The organism is Vibrio sp. R12-SW3-ISO1, assembly GCF_059834005.1.
Genome location: NZ_JCBDGK010000011.1, coordinates 37383 through 52452, shown reverse-complemented (window position 1 = coordinate 52452; position 15070 = coordinate 37383). Strand labels below are relative to the sequence as shown.

Annotated in this window: 11 protein-coding genes and 1 riboswitch; of the genes, 4 read left to right on the top strand and 7 right to left on the bottom strand. The window is 50.4% G+C overall.

Going from position 1 to position 15070, the window contains the following annotated elements; all coding sequences use genetic code 11:
* The 6 genes from AC6R0R_RS03130 to AC6R0R_RS03105 all read right to left on the bottom strand — a co-directional run.
* The coding region (locus tag AC6R0R_RS03130) for a pilus (MSHA type) biogenesis protein MshL (RefSeq protein ID WP_500625666.1) at nucleotides 1-1375 on the bottom strand (1375 nt) is incomplete at its 3' end.
* Between the two features lie 15 nt (nucleotides 1376-1390).
* The gene (locus AC6R0R_RS03125; protein WP_500625665.1) at nucleotides 1391-1726 is read right to left on the bottom strand and encodes an MSHA biogenesis protein MshK; all 336 of its coding nucleotides are present in this window, start codon (nucleotides 1724-1726) and stop codon (nucleotides 1391-1393) included.
* Nucleotides 1719-2366: a type II secretion system protein GspM gene (locus tag AC6R0R_RS03120; protein WP_334555028.1), complete on the bottom strand. Its 648-nt coding sequence runs from the start codon at nucleotides 2364-2366 to the stop codon at nucleotides 1719-1721. Before AC6R0R_RS03120 ends, AC6R0R_RS03125 begins: the two co-directional genes overlap by 8 nt.
* A complete protein-coding gene (locus tag AC6R0R_RS03115; protein ID WP_500625664.1) occupies nucleotides 2366-3802 on the bottom strand; it encodes an MSHA biogenesis protein MshI in 1437 nt (478 codons plus the stop codon). The genes AC6R0R_RS03120 and AC6R0R_RS03115 overlap by 1 nt, the downstream gene beginning before the upstream one ends.
* Nucleotides 3803-5815 (bottom strand): RNase E specificity factor CsrD, encoded by a 2013-nt coding sequence (csrD, locus tag AC6R0R_RS03110; RefSeq protein WP_500625663.1) that lies wholly within the window; start codon nucleotides 5813-5815, stop codon nucleotides 3803-3805. It abuts the gene before it with no gap.
* A gap of 144 nt (nucleotides 5816-5959) precedes the next feature.
* A complete protein-coding gene (locus AC6R0R_RS03105) occupies nucleotides 5960-6496 on the bottom strand; it encodes a single-stranded DNA-binding protein (protein ID WP_500625662.1) in 537 nt (178 codons plus the stop codon).
* A gap of 333 nt (nucleotides 6497-6829) precedes the next feature.
* Here AC6R0R_RS03105 and AC6R0R_RS03100 point away from each other — a divergent pair, with 333 nt between their 5' ends.
* The 4 genes from AC6R0R_RS03100 to AC6R0R_RS03085 all read left to right on the top strand — a co-directional run bounded on the left by AC6R0R_RS03100 (nucleotide 6830) and on the right by AC6R0R_RS03085 (nucleotide 13408).
* Complete coding sequence (locus tag AC6R0R_RS03100; protein WP_500625661.1) at nucleotides 6830-7471, top strand: LuxR C-terminal-related transcriptional regulator; 642 nt, start codon at nucleotides 6830-6832, stop codon at nucleotides 7469-7471.
* Between the two features lie 196 nt (nucleotides 7472-7667).
* Nucleotides 7668-8540, top strand: a complete 873-nt coding sequence (gene galU / locus AC6R0R_RS03095; protein ID WP_500625660.1) for a UTP--glucose-1-phosphate uridylyltransferase GalU — start codon at nucleotides 7668-7670, stop codon at nucleotides 8538-8540.
* Between the two features lie 187 nt (nucleotides 8541-8727).
* Nucleotides 8728-11550 (top strand): excinuclease ABC subunit UvrA, encoded by a 2823-nt coding sequence (gene uvrA, locus AC6R0R_RS03090; protein WP_500625659.1) that lies wholly within the window; start codon nucleotides 8728-8730, stop codon nucleotides 11548-11550.
* 94 nt (nucleotides 11551-11644) lie between these two features.
* Nucleotides 11645-13408 carry a PglL family O-oligosaccharyltransferase gene (locus tag AC6R0R_RS03085; RefSeq protein ID WP_500625658.1) on the top strand — a complete coding sequence of 588 codons (1764 nt, stop codon included), beginning with the start codon at nucleotides 11645-11647 and terminating at the stop codon, nucleotides 13406-13408.
* A gap of 103 nt (nucleotides 13409-13511) precedes the next feature.
* On the opposite strand, the gene AC6R0R_RS03080 is transcribed toward AC6R0R_RS03085, so the two are convergent.
* On the bottom strand, nucleotides 13512-14630 hold the full coding sequence (locus AC6R0R_RS03080) for a pyridoxal-phosphate-dependent aminotransferase family protein (protein WP_500625657.1): 1119 nt from the start codon (nucleotides 14628-14630) through the stop codon (nucleotides 13512-13514).
* A gap of 228 nt (nucleotides 14631-14858) precedes the next feature.
* A riboswitch (Lysine riboswitch) is annotated at nucleotides 14859-15036 on the top strand.
* Nucleotides 15037-15070 lie beyond the last annotated feature (34 nt).

Genomic DNA, 15070 nt, shown 5'->3' with positions numbered 1-15070 from the left:
CCGAATCCGACTCTCGAATGGAACTAGTGGCAAGAGGTAATGTGAGGCTATTGCTGCCGTAGGTTATCTCTTTAGTCTCCTCACTGACATCAATCACAGCAGGGTGGACATGGAGTAATACATTGCCTTGATCGTCAATTTGTGGCGTAACATCCAATGAAATACCTGAGAAGAAAGGCGTTAACTCAACATCCGTTGAAGTAGTTGTTGTAGAGCTACTCGAATCGGTATCTGTCGAAAAATCGGTGACGAAGTAACTATCAGTACCTACTTTAATGACCGCTTTCTGGTTATTTGATGCCGTTACTCGTGGGCTAGATAAGACATTCAAATCTCCCTGTGTAGCCATAAAGCTGATCACAGCATCAAAACTCCCGCTAGAAATCACCAAATTAGTCTGTCCCCCCAACAAGGTTCCAATGGCATCAAGTCCAGGTAAAGTTGAGACACTTCCATCCCCACTAATACTCCCTTGACCTAAACTAAAATCGGTGCCGTTGGATGAAAACGCCTTCGACCAATTGATCCCTTGCTGGTAGCCATCACTTAAGGTGACTTCCAAAATCTTGGCTTCCAAGATCACTTGGCGGTGCATACGCTGTTGTGAGACGCCGATGAAATTACGCACTTCTCGAATTTCGTCAGGATACGCGCGTACGGTAATCACACTGGCTTGCGGCGTGACAACCACACTTTGGCCACGATCATTACCGATCAGCTGTGAGACGGCGGTTTGCAGCTGTGGCCAGAAATCGCTTTCACTGGTGGTTTCAATTTCCGTTCCACCTTTAGTTGAACTTGCCGAACGAGTCGACGAGGAGCTCGAACTGGAGGAGCTGCTCGATGAGTTGGTGTCTGTATTGGTAATGGTTCCCGTCGTGATCGAGGTCAACGAGCGCCCTGAACGCGTAAACTGCAAGTAATCGACAGGAATGGTCACGGTTCGAAGCCCCGCAGGGTAAACCTGAATCACATTGCCCGATTTGCTGATCTCATAGCCGTAGAGGTCGCGCACCACCGCCAGCACTTCATCCATGGTCACATCGGTTAAATTCAGAGTGATATTACCTGCAACACTTGGATGGATGGCGGCACTAAATTCTGTCCCTACCACTAAACTGGTGAAAAACGCTTTCGCATCAACACCGTCCGCTTTAACGCGAAAACGCTTTAAGGTTTTGGCGCGATTGGCTCCGCTGTCACTCAGTTCAGGCATCAAGTCTGCACTCACTTCCGGAGGCAAATCGGTCAAGGCGCGACTGTTTGATTCATTGATGGATTCATTCAAGGCCGCTTTGACTTCAACCGGATCGCGATGGCCCATCGAGCAGCCCACCAGAGATGTTATTGTTATTGCTATGGCAAGTTTACGCATATCCTTCCACTGACCTTATTGCTTAATATCTAGTGTGAACATCGACAGTGTCCACTGCTGATTCCCGCGAGCGAGCACCACGTGTTCTGGCTCGATACGGCTGACTCGATACCCGTTCACGGTATCTCCACGCTGCGCCACTTTCCCGCTTAATACCGCCTGACATGGGCTCATTTCATGGCAGACAATACTTTGCACTTTGGGCAACGGTGGGCGTTTCGGTTTGGTGGCCACCGCCACCTCTGCGGGTTTCACCCAGCCAAGGGGCGCGGTAGGATCATCGGATGCCTGTGAGGGCAACGCGATGCCAACAAATGCCGCGATGGCGGCCAAAACAAGCTGCTTAACCACCAATAAACTCCTGCCTTGTCCCTAGGGTGTAAACTTCCATCACCAAGCGCGCGGTTGGGTAACTTTCGACCGAATAGTGAAAGCGTCGCCAATAGTACTTGCTTGGCATGGACTCCAATGTCTCGAGATAGGTGACGATAGAGAAAAAGTCGCCAGTGAGCTCAATTTGTACAGGGTGAAGATAGTAGCCCGACTCACCTTGATTGCCTTTACGCATAATCGGCTCCGCTTTGAGCGACTGCAAAGAGACCAATCGTAGACCTTTGCTGCTGGCTAACACGCTTTCAAGCATTTGCGCCATTTGGTTTGGGGTTAGCAATCCCTCAATGGTTTTCGCCAACTCCTCTGACAGCGCCTGACTTTCGATAGACAAACGCTCAAACTCTTGGTTGATCGCTTGGTTAGGATCCTGTTTGAGCTTCGCCGTCATGAGCAGCACTTCCCCTTCGAGGCGCTGCGCGTTGGCTTTACTGGTCATCACTTGACGATTCAGTTGCTCGTTGGCCTTGATCGTAGGCTCTATCAACAAGACAAACATCACCATGACGATCAACACCACGCCACACAAAGTGATCAGCCACTTTTCTCTTGCGCTGAGCTTGGCAAACTTATCGTTCCATTGAATCCATACCTTAGCCACTATTTGGATTCTCCTTTTGTTTTCAGCTCAAACGTAATGATGTCTTGCTCATTACGGCCGATACTCAACTGCTCAAACGAACGCCCGACCAAATTGAGTTCGGATTTAAATTCTCTCACCCAGCTTGGAATCGCTGCAGCTTCTCTTGCCAAGCCCTTAAGATCGAGTGACGAGGATGAGATAGCGATCGAGTCGAGTGAGATATCGTCTCTGGCTAATTCGGATAGCGAACGCATCACCCCGGAGTAGCCCACTTGCGCAGACTGATCAAATTGACGGACCGCATGGAGTGAATCTCGCGTGGCGGCAATTTCTTGCTTCAGCCGCTCTACCGCTGCCACTTTGGCAGCATCAGGTTTGTGCTTGGCGAGCTTTTCTGTCAGCGCTTTCGCTTCGACGTCCAAACTGCTCTCTTGTTGTTTCCACTGTGCCAACTCTTTACCGAGTTGGCCTTGCTGCATGGTCTCATAACCGTAGAGCAACACACAAACCACCAGTAACGCCGCCCACACGATGGCGACATTGGTTAAGGTAAAGCGCTGTTTCTTCGGTTTGAGGCTGTCAGGGAAGAGGTTAACCGTAGTGACCGTTTGCTGCGCAGCACGCAGCAGCACATGGGCCGACTCCACCGACTCATCATTCAGTGGCGCAACTTTAACGCTCAGGCGCTCAGAGAGCGCATCGGCGATCTCTTGCTGATCCTCTTCATCACAACACACTTTCATCTGATGCAAAGAGAGCGAGCGCATCTGTGAAGAGAGGTAATCCACCGAACGTTGTAATTCCAGTGCGATGCTATCTAGCTGCAATAAACTGCTGGCCACCCCAGTCAAAGGCGGCGTGATACCGCGAATGGTGCGCTGAAACACGCTGTGCCCATCAACGAATGCACTGATCTTAAATTGTCCTTGCTTGGCACGTTGCAGCAAGAGAAATTGCGTCAGTTCACCTGCGCTATGCGCCCACAACTCATCTTCCACGGCCACAGCATTGAGCGTTAACCCTAGCGATTTGAGTGATTGATAGAGTCCGAGCACCATTTTTTTCTGCGTGACATACACTTGCAGCTTGCTGCTGGTTGGCATCGGTGTGGAGTCCACCAACACATCGGTCACTTTTTCAGAAATCAGATCTTTAATCAAAAACGGTAGGGCGGCGCTGAGCTCCTCTTCAGGCACTTTCGGTTTTTCTATCTGGTAGGTTTGGTACAAGCCAGAGTGAAGCACGACATTGACCGCCCCTTGAGACACCTTATGTTGCTTAAGTGCATTAAGGAGTATCTCTTGCCAATTTTGGCTATCACAAGCGAGCTCAACGACTTGCTCCGCATGCTCGGGCAGCGACAAATGCAGCGCACTAGGCTGCACCACCACCGACAAACTGGGCGCGCTTTTTGATTTTGGTTTGAAGTGACCAATCAGTGATTTAATGTCCATTTAGCTGCTTGTTTTCCGCCAACGATTTCTACGGCCTACTTGCACTTTGGGTGGAGGTGAGATGGACTGAGTCGCCGATCTTTCCGGAATAAGCTGACGCTCTTCCTCAAAATGCCGCCCCTGTACACCCTCGACGCCAAGAGAAAGTAAGGTTCTAAATTCTAATTTGTTATCTACCCCAACGGCGATGACTTGCGTTTCCTTATCCGCACACGCACCAAGCATACTACGGATATAAAGCTGATTTTCATGCCGTTGCTCGATCTGTTTAACCAAACCGCGATGCAGTTTTAAATAGGTGATAGAGAGATCTTTTAAGTAGTGTGTACTCACAATGGAGCGCCCAGCCTGACCGACCGTCACCCGACACCCTAAGCCAGACATCACTTTGATCACCGGGCGCATATAATCTAAATGCTTAACCAGACGAGCTTCAGAAAACTCAAACATCAACTGGCCGCGCTGAGCAATAGTCAATTGTAACAACTCATCTCGAAACCACTTGAAGTACTCTCGCTCCGCGAACGGCGTCACATCGAGGTTAAGAGAATAACATACTGAAGAATGCTGAGATTTTATTCTCTTTATCACCAAGGTCAACATGGATTTGTCTAAAGTGGCGCCATAACCCACTGACTCTACGGCAGAAATAAAACGCGACGCTTTAAGTACCCCTTTTTCGGGATCATTAATGCGCGCGAACAGTTCAAAATGATCGAGCTGGGTCTCTTGCTGTTCCGTCAGCAAATAACAAGGCTGCGCAAACACCAGCAGCTTATCGGGTGCCAATGCCATATCGAGTAAGGTTCGCCAACGAACGTTACCTCGGTCTTCTTCAGGAGAGGTATGTTTGTTGAATCGGCTCCAAGTATTATTGCCTTGCAGCTGAGCACTTTTCAGCGCGGTTTCCGCCTCGTCGATGATTCTGCCCTGACTTTCTCCCTCGTGATACATACTCACGCCAATATGAACCCAGTTGTCTTTATCAAGCGGGTTGGGCGGAGTTAATTTCGCCAATTGTTTGAGCGCGGCACTCGCCAAGTTCGCCACTTCTTTATTCGACAAATGCGGGGCAAAAATCGCGAAGTCTGACTGGTAGTAGCGCGACAAAATCAGATCAGGATAGCGTTGAATCACATTGTTCAGCCCCTCTCCGACCTCGATAAGAAAGTCATTCGCAAGCTTTTCACCGTACTCTTCTCGAATCAGCGCCCAATCATCAACTCTGAGCAGCAAAATGCCACCTCTTGAGCCACTTTCAGATAATGCTGACTCCAATTTACTATCAAAGAGGACACGATTTGCCGTTCCGGTCAGCTGATCAAGAAACGTCTGAGTACGAATAAAGGCATCAAATCGACTGCGCTCTTGACGCGCATCTTGCAACTCTTCAATTAAGGTATCGAGCGCCTGACTGGCGGTGTAAGGCCACTCTGTGGGGTCACCTTTCGCGTACTCTTCCACTCGCCCCGCCAAAATCATCCGCCCGCGCTCTTCAAGCCGCTCGCTGCCCGAAAGTTGCTCTTTCAGCCATTTCACCCCTTGCATCAAACAGAAAATAACCAAACCAATCGCCATGGTGATTGACCACATGGCTTGCAGCGAGTAGCCATAGCCAATATAAGGAGGCACCGCTTTAAAATCGATCTGATACCCGACATTGCGCTCGAGCGGATACGATTGCTGATATAAAAGTGCGGGTTCGACTTTGGACGACGTGTCTTTGAAACGGTAAATCACGCCGTACGAGGAGGAGAGTTCCATTTCGACGACATTCGACGCTTGGAGCATTTTAGGCATCCAGCGTTGGAGAGAGTAGGCAGCGTCAGGGTCTTCCATCTCCTTGTCCACGACCTCAACGATTCCCTGCAAGGATTGATCGAGATACTGCTGACCTAGACTGCGAAACGAGAGCGTACCACCGAGAAATAGAATGAACATCGCAATGATCACTATCATGGTGACAAAAGCGACTAAGCGAGTGCTCAATTTTAAGGTAGGGGTGTACCTCATGCGTTCGGAGTTCCTTTCCTAACAGTGAGCATCGATCCCGACCAACAAGGCTCGATGACCATCAATGACAGCAAGTAATAGCTTGATTTTAGTCACTATACAAAAAAGCCGCGACATTCGCGGCTTTTTTCTAAAACTAATGACTTAGAACGGGATGTCGTCATCAAAATCCATCGGTGGCTCATTGTACTGAGGTTTTGGCTGTTGGGCTTGTTGCGGCTGAGCGTATTGCTGAGAAGGCTGGCTCGCTTGCTGTGCCGGTTGTTGCGGCTGACCCCAACCTTGCTGCTGTGGCTGGCCCATACCTTGACCTGGCGCACCGCCTTGAGCACGGCCACCTAGCATCTGCATCACGCCATTGTAGCCTTGTACAACCACTTCCGTCGTGTAACGGTCTTGACCACTTTGATCTTGCCATTTACGTGTTTGCAGTTGACCTTCAATATAGACTTGAGAGCCTTTACGCAGGTACTCACCTGCGACTTCTGCCAACTTACCAAACAGTGCCACGCGGTGCCATTCCGTTTTTTCGCGCTGCTCACCGGTCGCTTTATCACGCCAGTTTTCAGACGTTGCAATTGTGATGTTTGCCACTGCGCCACCGCTAGGCATGTAACGTACTTCCGGGTCACCGCCCAGGTTACCGACTAAAATTACTTTGTTTACTCCGCGGGTCGCCATGATTCGCTCCGTCCAAATTTGAGTGTTGATACCTAAATAGCGCATTAGAATAACACGCTTTGACGCGCTGATAAATTTCTATCCCAAGATTCTCTTCTCAGCTTCTCTTCACAAGAATCCTTCATCAAGAATTCCTTATCAAGATGGACACACTGCGAGCCCGCGCCAATCCCACGCCGATATTCTTTCGAGCAAACTCACGTCAGATTGCTGCTGAGCTATCCATCGATTACTTTTGCACTTGAAGCGAGACGCAAAGCGACGGTCTTAAATCGCACTTGATGCGGTTTTGTACCACGCTAACGACTCGATTCACCGACTCATAGGTCTGCCATGCCCAAATCGTCTTACGCTCGCACACTGCATTTTATTTGCAATAACAAAAATGACCCACACCCGCATATCGATGATATCCAACGGGCGCTACGAATGACCATCCATCGTATGGAGCCATCAGAGCTAATGTTGGCCCTGCAACAAGAACGCCATCGGATTTTGATATTTGACTACCAATTTGTGCATCAACAACAAGCGCAAATCGAAGCGCTACCGCTTTTGAACAAACACTTTGAAGTGATTTTGATTAACTTGTATCAGCGCCTTTCCACCGATGAATTATTGACGTTTGGACATCTCAAGGGTCTGTTTTACTGCGACGACACCCCAGAGGTCATTGCCAAAGGCTGCGCGGCAATCATTAATGGTGAAAATTGGTTACCTCGCAAAGTCACTGCACAATTGCTCTATCACTATCGCACGGTGATGAGCAGCCAAACGGCGACAGTGGTGCTCGACATCACCATGCGCGAGCTAGAAATTCTGCGCTGCCTTAAGAGTGGCGCGTCCAATGCACAGATCGCCGAGGACCTGTTCATCAGCGAATTCACGGTAAAATCGCACCTCTATCAAGCCTACAAAAAACTCAAGGTGCGAAATCGAGTCCAAGCGATGGAGTGGGCCAAAGCCAATCTCTGATACCGCTATCGTTTATACAAACACAAATGAGCTCACACCCGCACATTTTAAGGCCGACAAGGAACGCTTTCATTCGCCATTTCCCACAGTCATGGTAAGGTATCGGCCATCAATCACATCGCAAAGTGTGATTACGTCGTTCACGTCAGTTTTTACGGCGCTCACTGGGTTAAAAAATTAAAAAAGGGTATTACTCATGATTAAAAAGTGCCTCTTCCCCGCAGCGGGCTATGGGACGCGTTTTCTTCCTGCCACCAAGTCCATGCCAAAAGAGATGATGCCAGTGGTGAACAAGCCACTGATCGAATACGGTGTGGAAGAAGCGATTCAGGCCGGCATGAATGGCATGTGCATCGTGACAGGCCGTGGCAAGCATTCCATCATGGATCACTTTGATAAGAACTATGAGCTTGAGCACCAAATCAGCGGCACCAACAAAGAAGAGTTACTGGTCGATATTCGTGACATCATCGACAGTGCTAACTTCACCTACATTCGCCAGCGTGAAATGAAAGGCCTTGGCCACGCGATCCTCACCGGGCGTGAGCTGGTTGGCGATGAGCCATTTGCCGTTGTTCTCGCGGATGACTTGTGTGTCAATGAGCAAGAAGGCGTACTGGCACAAATGGTCGCGCTATTTAAGCAGTTCCGCTGCTCAATTGTTGCTGTACAGGAAGTGCCAGAAGATGAAACCCACAAATACGGTGTTATCTCTGGTGAAATGATCAAAGACGACATCTTCCGCGTTGACGACATGGTAGAGAAACCAGAAAAAGGCACAGCGCCAAGCAACCTTGCCATCATCGGCCGCTATATTCTCACTCCAGACATCTTTGAGTTGATCGAAAATACTGAGCCAGGCAAAGGCGGTGAAATCCAAATCACCGACGCGCTGCTCAAACAAGCCAAAGCAGGCTGCGTACTGGCATACAAATTCAAAGGCAAACGCTTTGACTGTGGTAGCGTCGAAGGTTACATCGAAGCGACCAACTACTGCTTCGAAAACCTCTACCTAAAAGACACCAAAACCTCTGAGCTAGGTAAACAAGCTACAACCAAAGAGAGCTAATCTCTCTAGATTCAGTGCGAGTAGGCCCCCACCTACTCGCCTTCTCTACTAATCTCCCACCCCACCACCTATCACCCATCACCCATCACCCATCACCCAAACACTGTTCTTCCATCCAGTATTTTATTTGCACATTGCTCACACTATGTAATACTTGTGCCACTATTTTTTGCCCTGAGTGATAACAATGGATCAGATAGAAGTCCGCGGTGCGCGCACCCATAACTTAAAAAATATCAACCTCACCATCCCACGCGATAAGCTGATTGTCATCACAGGCCTATCCGGTTCAGGTAAATCCTCGCTGGCGTTCGATACGCTCTATGCCGAAGGGCAACGACGCTACGTGGAATCACTCTCGGCGTACGCGCGTCAATTTTTGTCCTTGATGGAAAAGCCCGACGTCGACCACATTGAAGGTCTCTCTCCTGCCATTTCCATCGAGCAGAAATCCACCTCACACAACCCTCGTTCAACCGTCGGCACCATCACTGAGGTCTACGATTACTTGCGTCTGCTCTACGCACGTGTGGGTGAGCCGCGCTGCCCTGACCATCATGTTCCACTCGCCGCGCAAACCATCTCACAGATGGTCGATAAAGTGTTGGCGATGCCAGAAGGGACAAAACTGATGCTGCTGGCGCCGATTGTCAAAGAGCGTAAGGGCGAGCACGTCAAAACGCTGGAAACCTTGGCAGCGCAAGGGTTTATCCGCGCCCGTATTGATGGGGAAACCTGCGATTTATCCGATCCACCAACGCTAGAACTGCACAAGAAACACACCATCGAGGTCGTGGTCGATCGCTTTAAAGTGAGAGCCGACCTGCAGCAGCGCTTAGCCGAATCGTTTGAAACCACCCTAGAGCTGTCGGGCGGGATTGCAGTGGTCGCGCCGATGGAGGGCAATGACGAGGAGATCGTGTTCTCTGCTAACTTTGCTTGTCCCCATTGTGGCTACAGCATGCAAGAGCTTGAACCGCGCTTGTTCTCGTTCAACAACCCAGCCGGCGCCTGTCATACCTGTGATGGCCTTGGCGTTCAGCAATACTTTGACCCTGCACGCGTGATTTTGGATGAGTCACTCAGTTTGGCAGAGGGTGCTATCCGAGGTTGGGATCAGAAAAACTACTACTATTTCCAAATGCTGACGTCGCTCGCCAACCATTATCAGTTTGACCTGAACGCACCCTTTCAGTCTCTGCCAAAGAAAATTCGCGATGTGATTCTAACCGGCTCTGGCAGAACGGAAGTGGAGTTTAATTACATCAATGATCGCGGGGATATTCGCGTTAAACGTCATCCGTTTGAAGGCATTCTCAATACCTTGGAACGCCGCTATCGCGATACTGAATCTAACTCGGTACGCGAAGATTTGGCCAAGTACATTTCAACCAAAACCTGTAGCAGCTGTGACGGTAGCCGACTGCGCCTTGAAGCGCGCAATGTGTTCATTGGCGATACGACGCTGCCGGAAATTGTCGAACTCAGCATTGCCGATGCACTGACCTTCTTCCATGAATTGACTCTGGAAGGTCAGCGCGCACAAATTGCCGAAAAAGTGATGAAAGAGATCAACGACCGCTTGCAGTTTTTGGTCAATGTCGGTCTCAACTACCTCAACCTATCCCGCAGCGCCGAGACACTCTCCGGTGGTGAAGCGCAGCGGATCCGTCTTGCCAGTCAAATTGGTGCCGGTTTAGTTGGCGTGATGTATGTGTTGGATGAGCCTTCTATTGGTCTTCATCAGCGTGATAACGAGCGCCTGCTCAAGACGTTGACTCACCTACGCGATCTTGGCAACACCGTGCTCGTCGTTGAGCACGATGAAGACGCCATCCGTATGGCGGATCACGTGATTGATATCGGTCCGGGCGCGGGCGTTCATGGCGGCAATGTAGTGGCAGAAGGCACTATGGAAGAGATCATTGCCAATCCGAACTCTCTCACGGGCCAATACCTCAGCGGTCAAAAGCAGATCCGAGTTCCAACGGAGCGCACGCCTAAGGATCCGAAAAAAGTCGTGCAACTCATTGGCGCGATGGGCAACAACCTCAAAGACGTTACGCTCGAGCTCCCTGTCGGGCTGTTTAGCTGCATCACCGGGGTGTCTGGCTCAGGCAAGTCGACTTTGATCAACGATACGTTCTTTAAAATTGCCCACACCGAGCTCAATGGTGCGACGACCGCCACACCCGCGCCGTATAAAACCATCAAAGGGCTACAACATTTTGATAAGGTGATCGACATCGATCAAAGCCCGATTGGTCGCACTCCGCGCTCAAATCCAGCGACCTACACCGGTATTTTTACCCCCATTCGTGAGCTGTTTGCTGGCACACAGGAGTCACGCTCTCGTGGTTACAAACCGGGCCGGTTCAGTTTCAACGTGCGCGGCGGGCGTTGTGAAGCTTGCCAAGGTGATGGTGTGATCAAGGTGGAAATGCACTTCTTGCCAGATGTGTATGTCCCTTGTGACGTCTGTAAAGGCAAACGCTACAACCGCGAAACCTTAGAAGTGCGCTACAAAGGCAAAACCATTGACGAAGTGTTAGAGATGACGGTCGAAGACGCACGAACCTTCTTCGATCCAGTTCCTGTGATTGCTCGCAAGTTGCAAACCTTGATGGATGTGGGCTTGTCTTACATTCGCCTAGGTCAAGCGGCCACAACCCTCTCCGGGGGGGAAGCGCAGCGCGTTAAATTGGCGCGTGAGCTCTCTAAGCGCGATACCGGCAAAACACTCTACATTCTCGATGAGCCGACCACAGGTTTGCACTTCCACGATATCGAGCAGCTGTTAGCCGTGTTGCACCGCCTGCGTGATCACGGCAATACCGTTGTGGTGATTGAGCACAACCTCGATGTGATTAAAACTGCAGACTGGATCGTCGATTTGGGGCCGGAAGGGGGACAAGGCGGCGGTGAAATTATTGCAAGCGGAACACCGGAAGATGTGGCCTTAGTCGAAGGCTCACACACGGCGCGCTTCCTTAAGCCTATGTTAAAGTAAGCAATAGTAGTAAAAGTGAATAAAAAAATAGTAAAGTAAACGGGCTGGCGTGCTTCTTAGTGCCAGCCCGTTTTATTTGCTGGAAAGGAACACTATGGCAACCACCCACGTGGCAGGCACGCAGCTTCAAGCACGCACACAAGCTCGCCCTATAACGAAACCTTTCTTGGCTATGATTGGCCTAGTCTACCTTGTCGCGATGCATTTCTTCATGCCGAACCCAGGCGGTTCAGGCTTGGCACTTGCCTTTAACCCACCCACTTGGCTGCTGAGCTCAGTCGCTATCGCTCTTGGGCTTTATCAAGTTGGGACACGTGGCCAAATTCGTTACAACAAATTGACCATAGGTCTGTTTCTTTGTTGTGTAATCATGACCGTGCCCGTGCTCTATCCGCACTCTGAGCTGTCGTTGTCGGTCGCGCGATTAAGCGGATTGTGGGCCGGTTTTTTGCTGTTTGCCGTGCTGCAACAATTTCGTTTTAGTAACCCTCAGCGTCAAAGGCTGTTGTGGTTTGTGGTTATCGCCGTGTTCATTGAGGCCTTGTTTGGCTGGGTACAGTACCTAGTACTCGAACCCGGCAATCCCTTTGGCTACAACACCGACGCCAATCGTCCTTACGGCATATTTCAGCAACCGAACGTCATGGCGAGCTTCTTAGCCACAGGGCTTGCGCTGTCTGGCTATTTGCTGACCCGTCAACCCATTAAATATCAACGCAAAGTCAGCCATGTGGCGCTGCTCTATCTGGTACCGGCCATCGTGCTGCCCCTACTGGTAGTGCTCGCCTCTCGGACGGGTTGGCTCAGTGCGCTACTGGTCGTCGTGCTGCTGATCCCTTATTTGATGCGCTTTGCCACCAAAAAACGCGCCGTCGGTTGGCTCGTCTCTGTGCTTATTGGCGTCACCATTGGCTTAGGAACCACGTTAGTCGGTGAGAACAACACCCTGGCAGAGCGAAAGGTGAATCTAGAAGGGCCCAGACAATACACCTTCCCTCAGACGCTCGATATGCTGATTGAAAAGCCATTTACTGGCTATGGTTACGGACGCTTTGAAGCTGAATACTTGGTCTATACGGCGCGTCAACATCAGCTCAACGCCAGTTACCCGCCTGGGCTTGCATCAATGGATCACCCACACAACGAAACCTTATATTGGGGCGTAGAGGGGGGCGTGCTGCCGATTTTGGCTATGTTGATCGCGGCCATTTTGGTGCTGTATCGCATCTACGCAGCGAAGAATGGTACACGTTTGGCGATTTTCTCGCTCTTTATCCCCATCGTGCTCCACACCCAATTAGAATATCCGTTTTATCACTCAGCGATTCATTGGCTAACCTTTATCTTATTGATTTACTGGGTCGACCAACGTAAGCGCGCCTACCGATACGCGCAATTGAGCATCGTATCGCAGACTGGACTGCGCGTAGCAAGTTTGGTCTTGCCGCTGGTGACGTCGTTTTACATGGTCACCACGTTGCACACCAACTACATATTGACGCAGTTTGAGCTCTCCAAACCGAAAGATCCGGATATCCTTAACCGAGTCAGTAACCCGATTGTCTGGCAGGAGCGCTTTGACTGGGACATCTACAGCACCTATCTCAATATTGGCCTGCACCAGCAAAACCCTGAATTTATTCAACCGTACGTGGATTGGTCGCTGGGCGTGATTACCCACAAACCAAGACCGGCATTCTACAACAACTTGATTCTGGCCTACCAAGGTTTGAATGACAGTGAAAAGGCGGAGCAAATCCGAGCCGAAGCGCAGTTTCTGTTTCCGCGGCGCGATTTCTCAGACGTGCAATACGTGCCACCGACAACGGACGCACTGCTTCGTACAGACGAAGAATAAAAAGAAAACAAAAAGTAGATAAGAAAAGGCTCTCCGAACTGGAGAGCCATCTGCAATGATTAACAGGGCAAATTATTCGCCGAGCGACTCTATCCGAGCGACTCTATCCGAGCGACTCTTTAAGCGCTTGTAAACAGAGTGCGACGTTCTCCTCACGCGCACCATAGCCCATTAGGCCAATCCGCCACGCCTTGCCCGCCAATGCGCCAAGCCCGGCACCAATTTCCAGATTGTACGTATCAAGAAGGTGACTGCGTATTTGGGCTTCATCAATCCCCTCAGGAACATAAATCGCATTCAGTTGCGGCAAGCGTGCGGACTCTTCCACCACAAACTCAAAGCCGAGCGCCAATAAGCCGGTCTTGAGCTTGTTGTGCATCTGCTGATGGCGATGCCACGCGTTTTCTAACCCTTCATTTTTGAGCATCAGCAAAGCTTCATGCAGTGCATAGAGACTGTTGACGGGCGCTGTGTGGTGGTAACTACGCTTGCCCTCTCCACTCCAGTAACCAAGTACCAAACTTTGGTCTAAAAACCAACTTTGCACCGGTGTTTGACGGGCGGTGATTTTCTCAATCGCTGCACTGGAGAAGGTCACAGGAGAGAGGCCCGGCGTACAAGAGAGGCACTTTTGACTGCCCGAGTAGACCGCATCAAGTTGCCACTCATCGACTTTGAGCGGCACACCACCCAATGACGTCACCGCATCGACAATCGACAATACATTGAACTCTTTAGCAAGCGCGCCCAGCGTCTTCGCATCGCTGCATGCCCCTGTCGATGTCTCCGCATGGACAAACGCGAGGAGCTTGGCATCAGGATGCGCCTGCAATGCATCACGAACTTTCTCTACCGAAACCGGCGCTCCCCAGTCATCATCGACCAGCACCGCTTCACCGCCGCAGCGTACCACGTTCTCTCGCATGCGTTCGCCAAACACGCCATTGCGGCAGACGATGACTTTGTCCCCCGGCTCAATCAAGTTAACAAAGCAGGTCTCCATACCTGCACTGCCTGGTGCCGAGACGGCAATCGTAAACTCATTGTTGGTCTGAAAGGCGTATTTAAGCAGCTGCTTGAGTTCGTCCATCATCTGGATAAAAAGCGGGTCAAGGTGGCCCACCGTCGGGCGGCTCAAAGCTTGCAGTACCTGTGGGGAAATATCGGATGGACCAGGGCCCATCAAAATACGGCGAGGGGGGATAAAACTTTGGTAAGTCATTGGCAACTCCTTTTGAATCATGAGGGTGTTCTTGTTGTTATCTCTTCACCATAATCGAATTCATCCAGCGCAGCAATGCGCAAAAAGTCGACAGGTCATACCAGCCTCACAAACCGAACCTATCGTCTTTAACCCGTAAATTTCGCATTGACATTAAGAGGATAAACACGTTCAATGCGAAAGCGGTGGCAAGACAATTCGTCACCCTGTTGTACAAACAATTATGCTTTTTGCAGAAGAGGAGCACTACCCAGGTAGGTATGTTGTGGAGCCACAATTCCAAAACAACATTCTGAGGGGGAGTAGTGCCGAGGTAGGCTTATATTGTGGTTTAAGTCTGTCGGTTGACTTGGGTTGAGTCCCATCAACTGTCATCAGCGCCGTCTGGTGATGAGCTTCTGAGGTCGTACTCCATACCTACCTCTACTCTCGCTCATCCT

Coding starts and splice junctions, on each gene's coding strand:
- AC6R0R_RS03085 (WP_500625658.1), top strand. CDS start 11,645: ATGGCAACCACCCACGTGGCAGGCACGCAGCTTCAAGCACGCACACAA.
- AC6R0R_RS03100 (WP_500625661.1), top strand. CDS start 6,830: ATGCCCAAATCGTCTTACGCTCGCACACTGCATTTTATTTGCAATAAC.
- galU (WP_500625660.1), top strand. CDS start 7,668: ATGATTAAAAAGTGCCTCTTCCCCGCAGCGGGCTATGGGACGCGTTTT.
- AC6R0R_RS03080 (WP_500625657.1), bottom strand. CDS start 14,630: ATGACTTACCAAAGTTTTATCCCCCCTCGCCGTATTTTGATGGGCCCT.
- csrD (WP_500625663.1), bottom strand. CDS start 5,815: ATGAGGTACACCCCTACCTTAAAATTGAGCACTCGCTTAGTCGCTTTT.
- AC6R0R_RS03115 (WP_500625664.1), bottom strand. CDS start 3,802: ATGGACATTAAATCACTGATTGGTCACTTCAAACCAAAATCAAAAAGC.
- uvrA (WP_500625659.1), top strand. CDS start 8,728: ATGGATCAGATAGAAGTCCGCGGTGCGCGCACCCATAACTTAAAAAAT.
- AC6R0R_RS03105 (WP_500625662.1), bottom strand. CDS start 6,496: ATGGCGACCCGCGGAGTAAACAAAGTAATTTTAGTCGGTAACCTGGGC.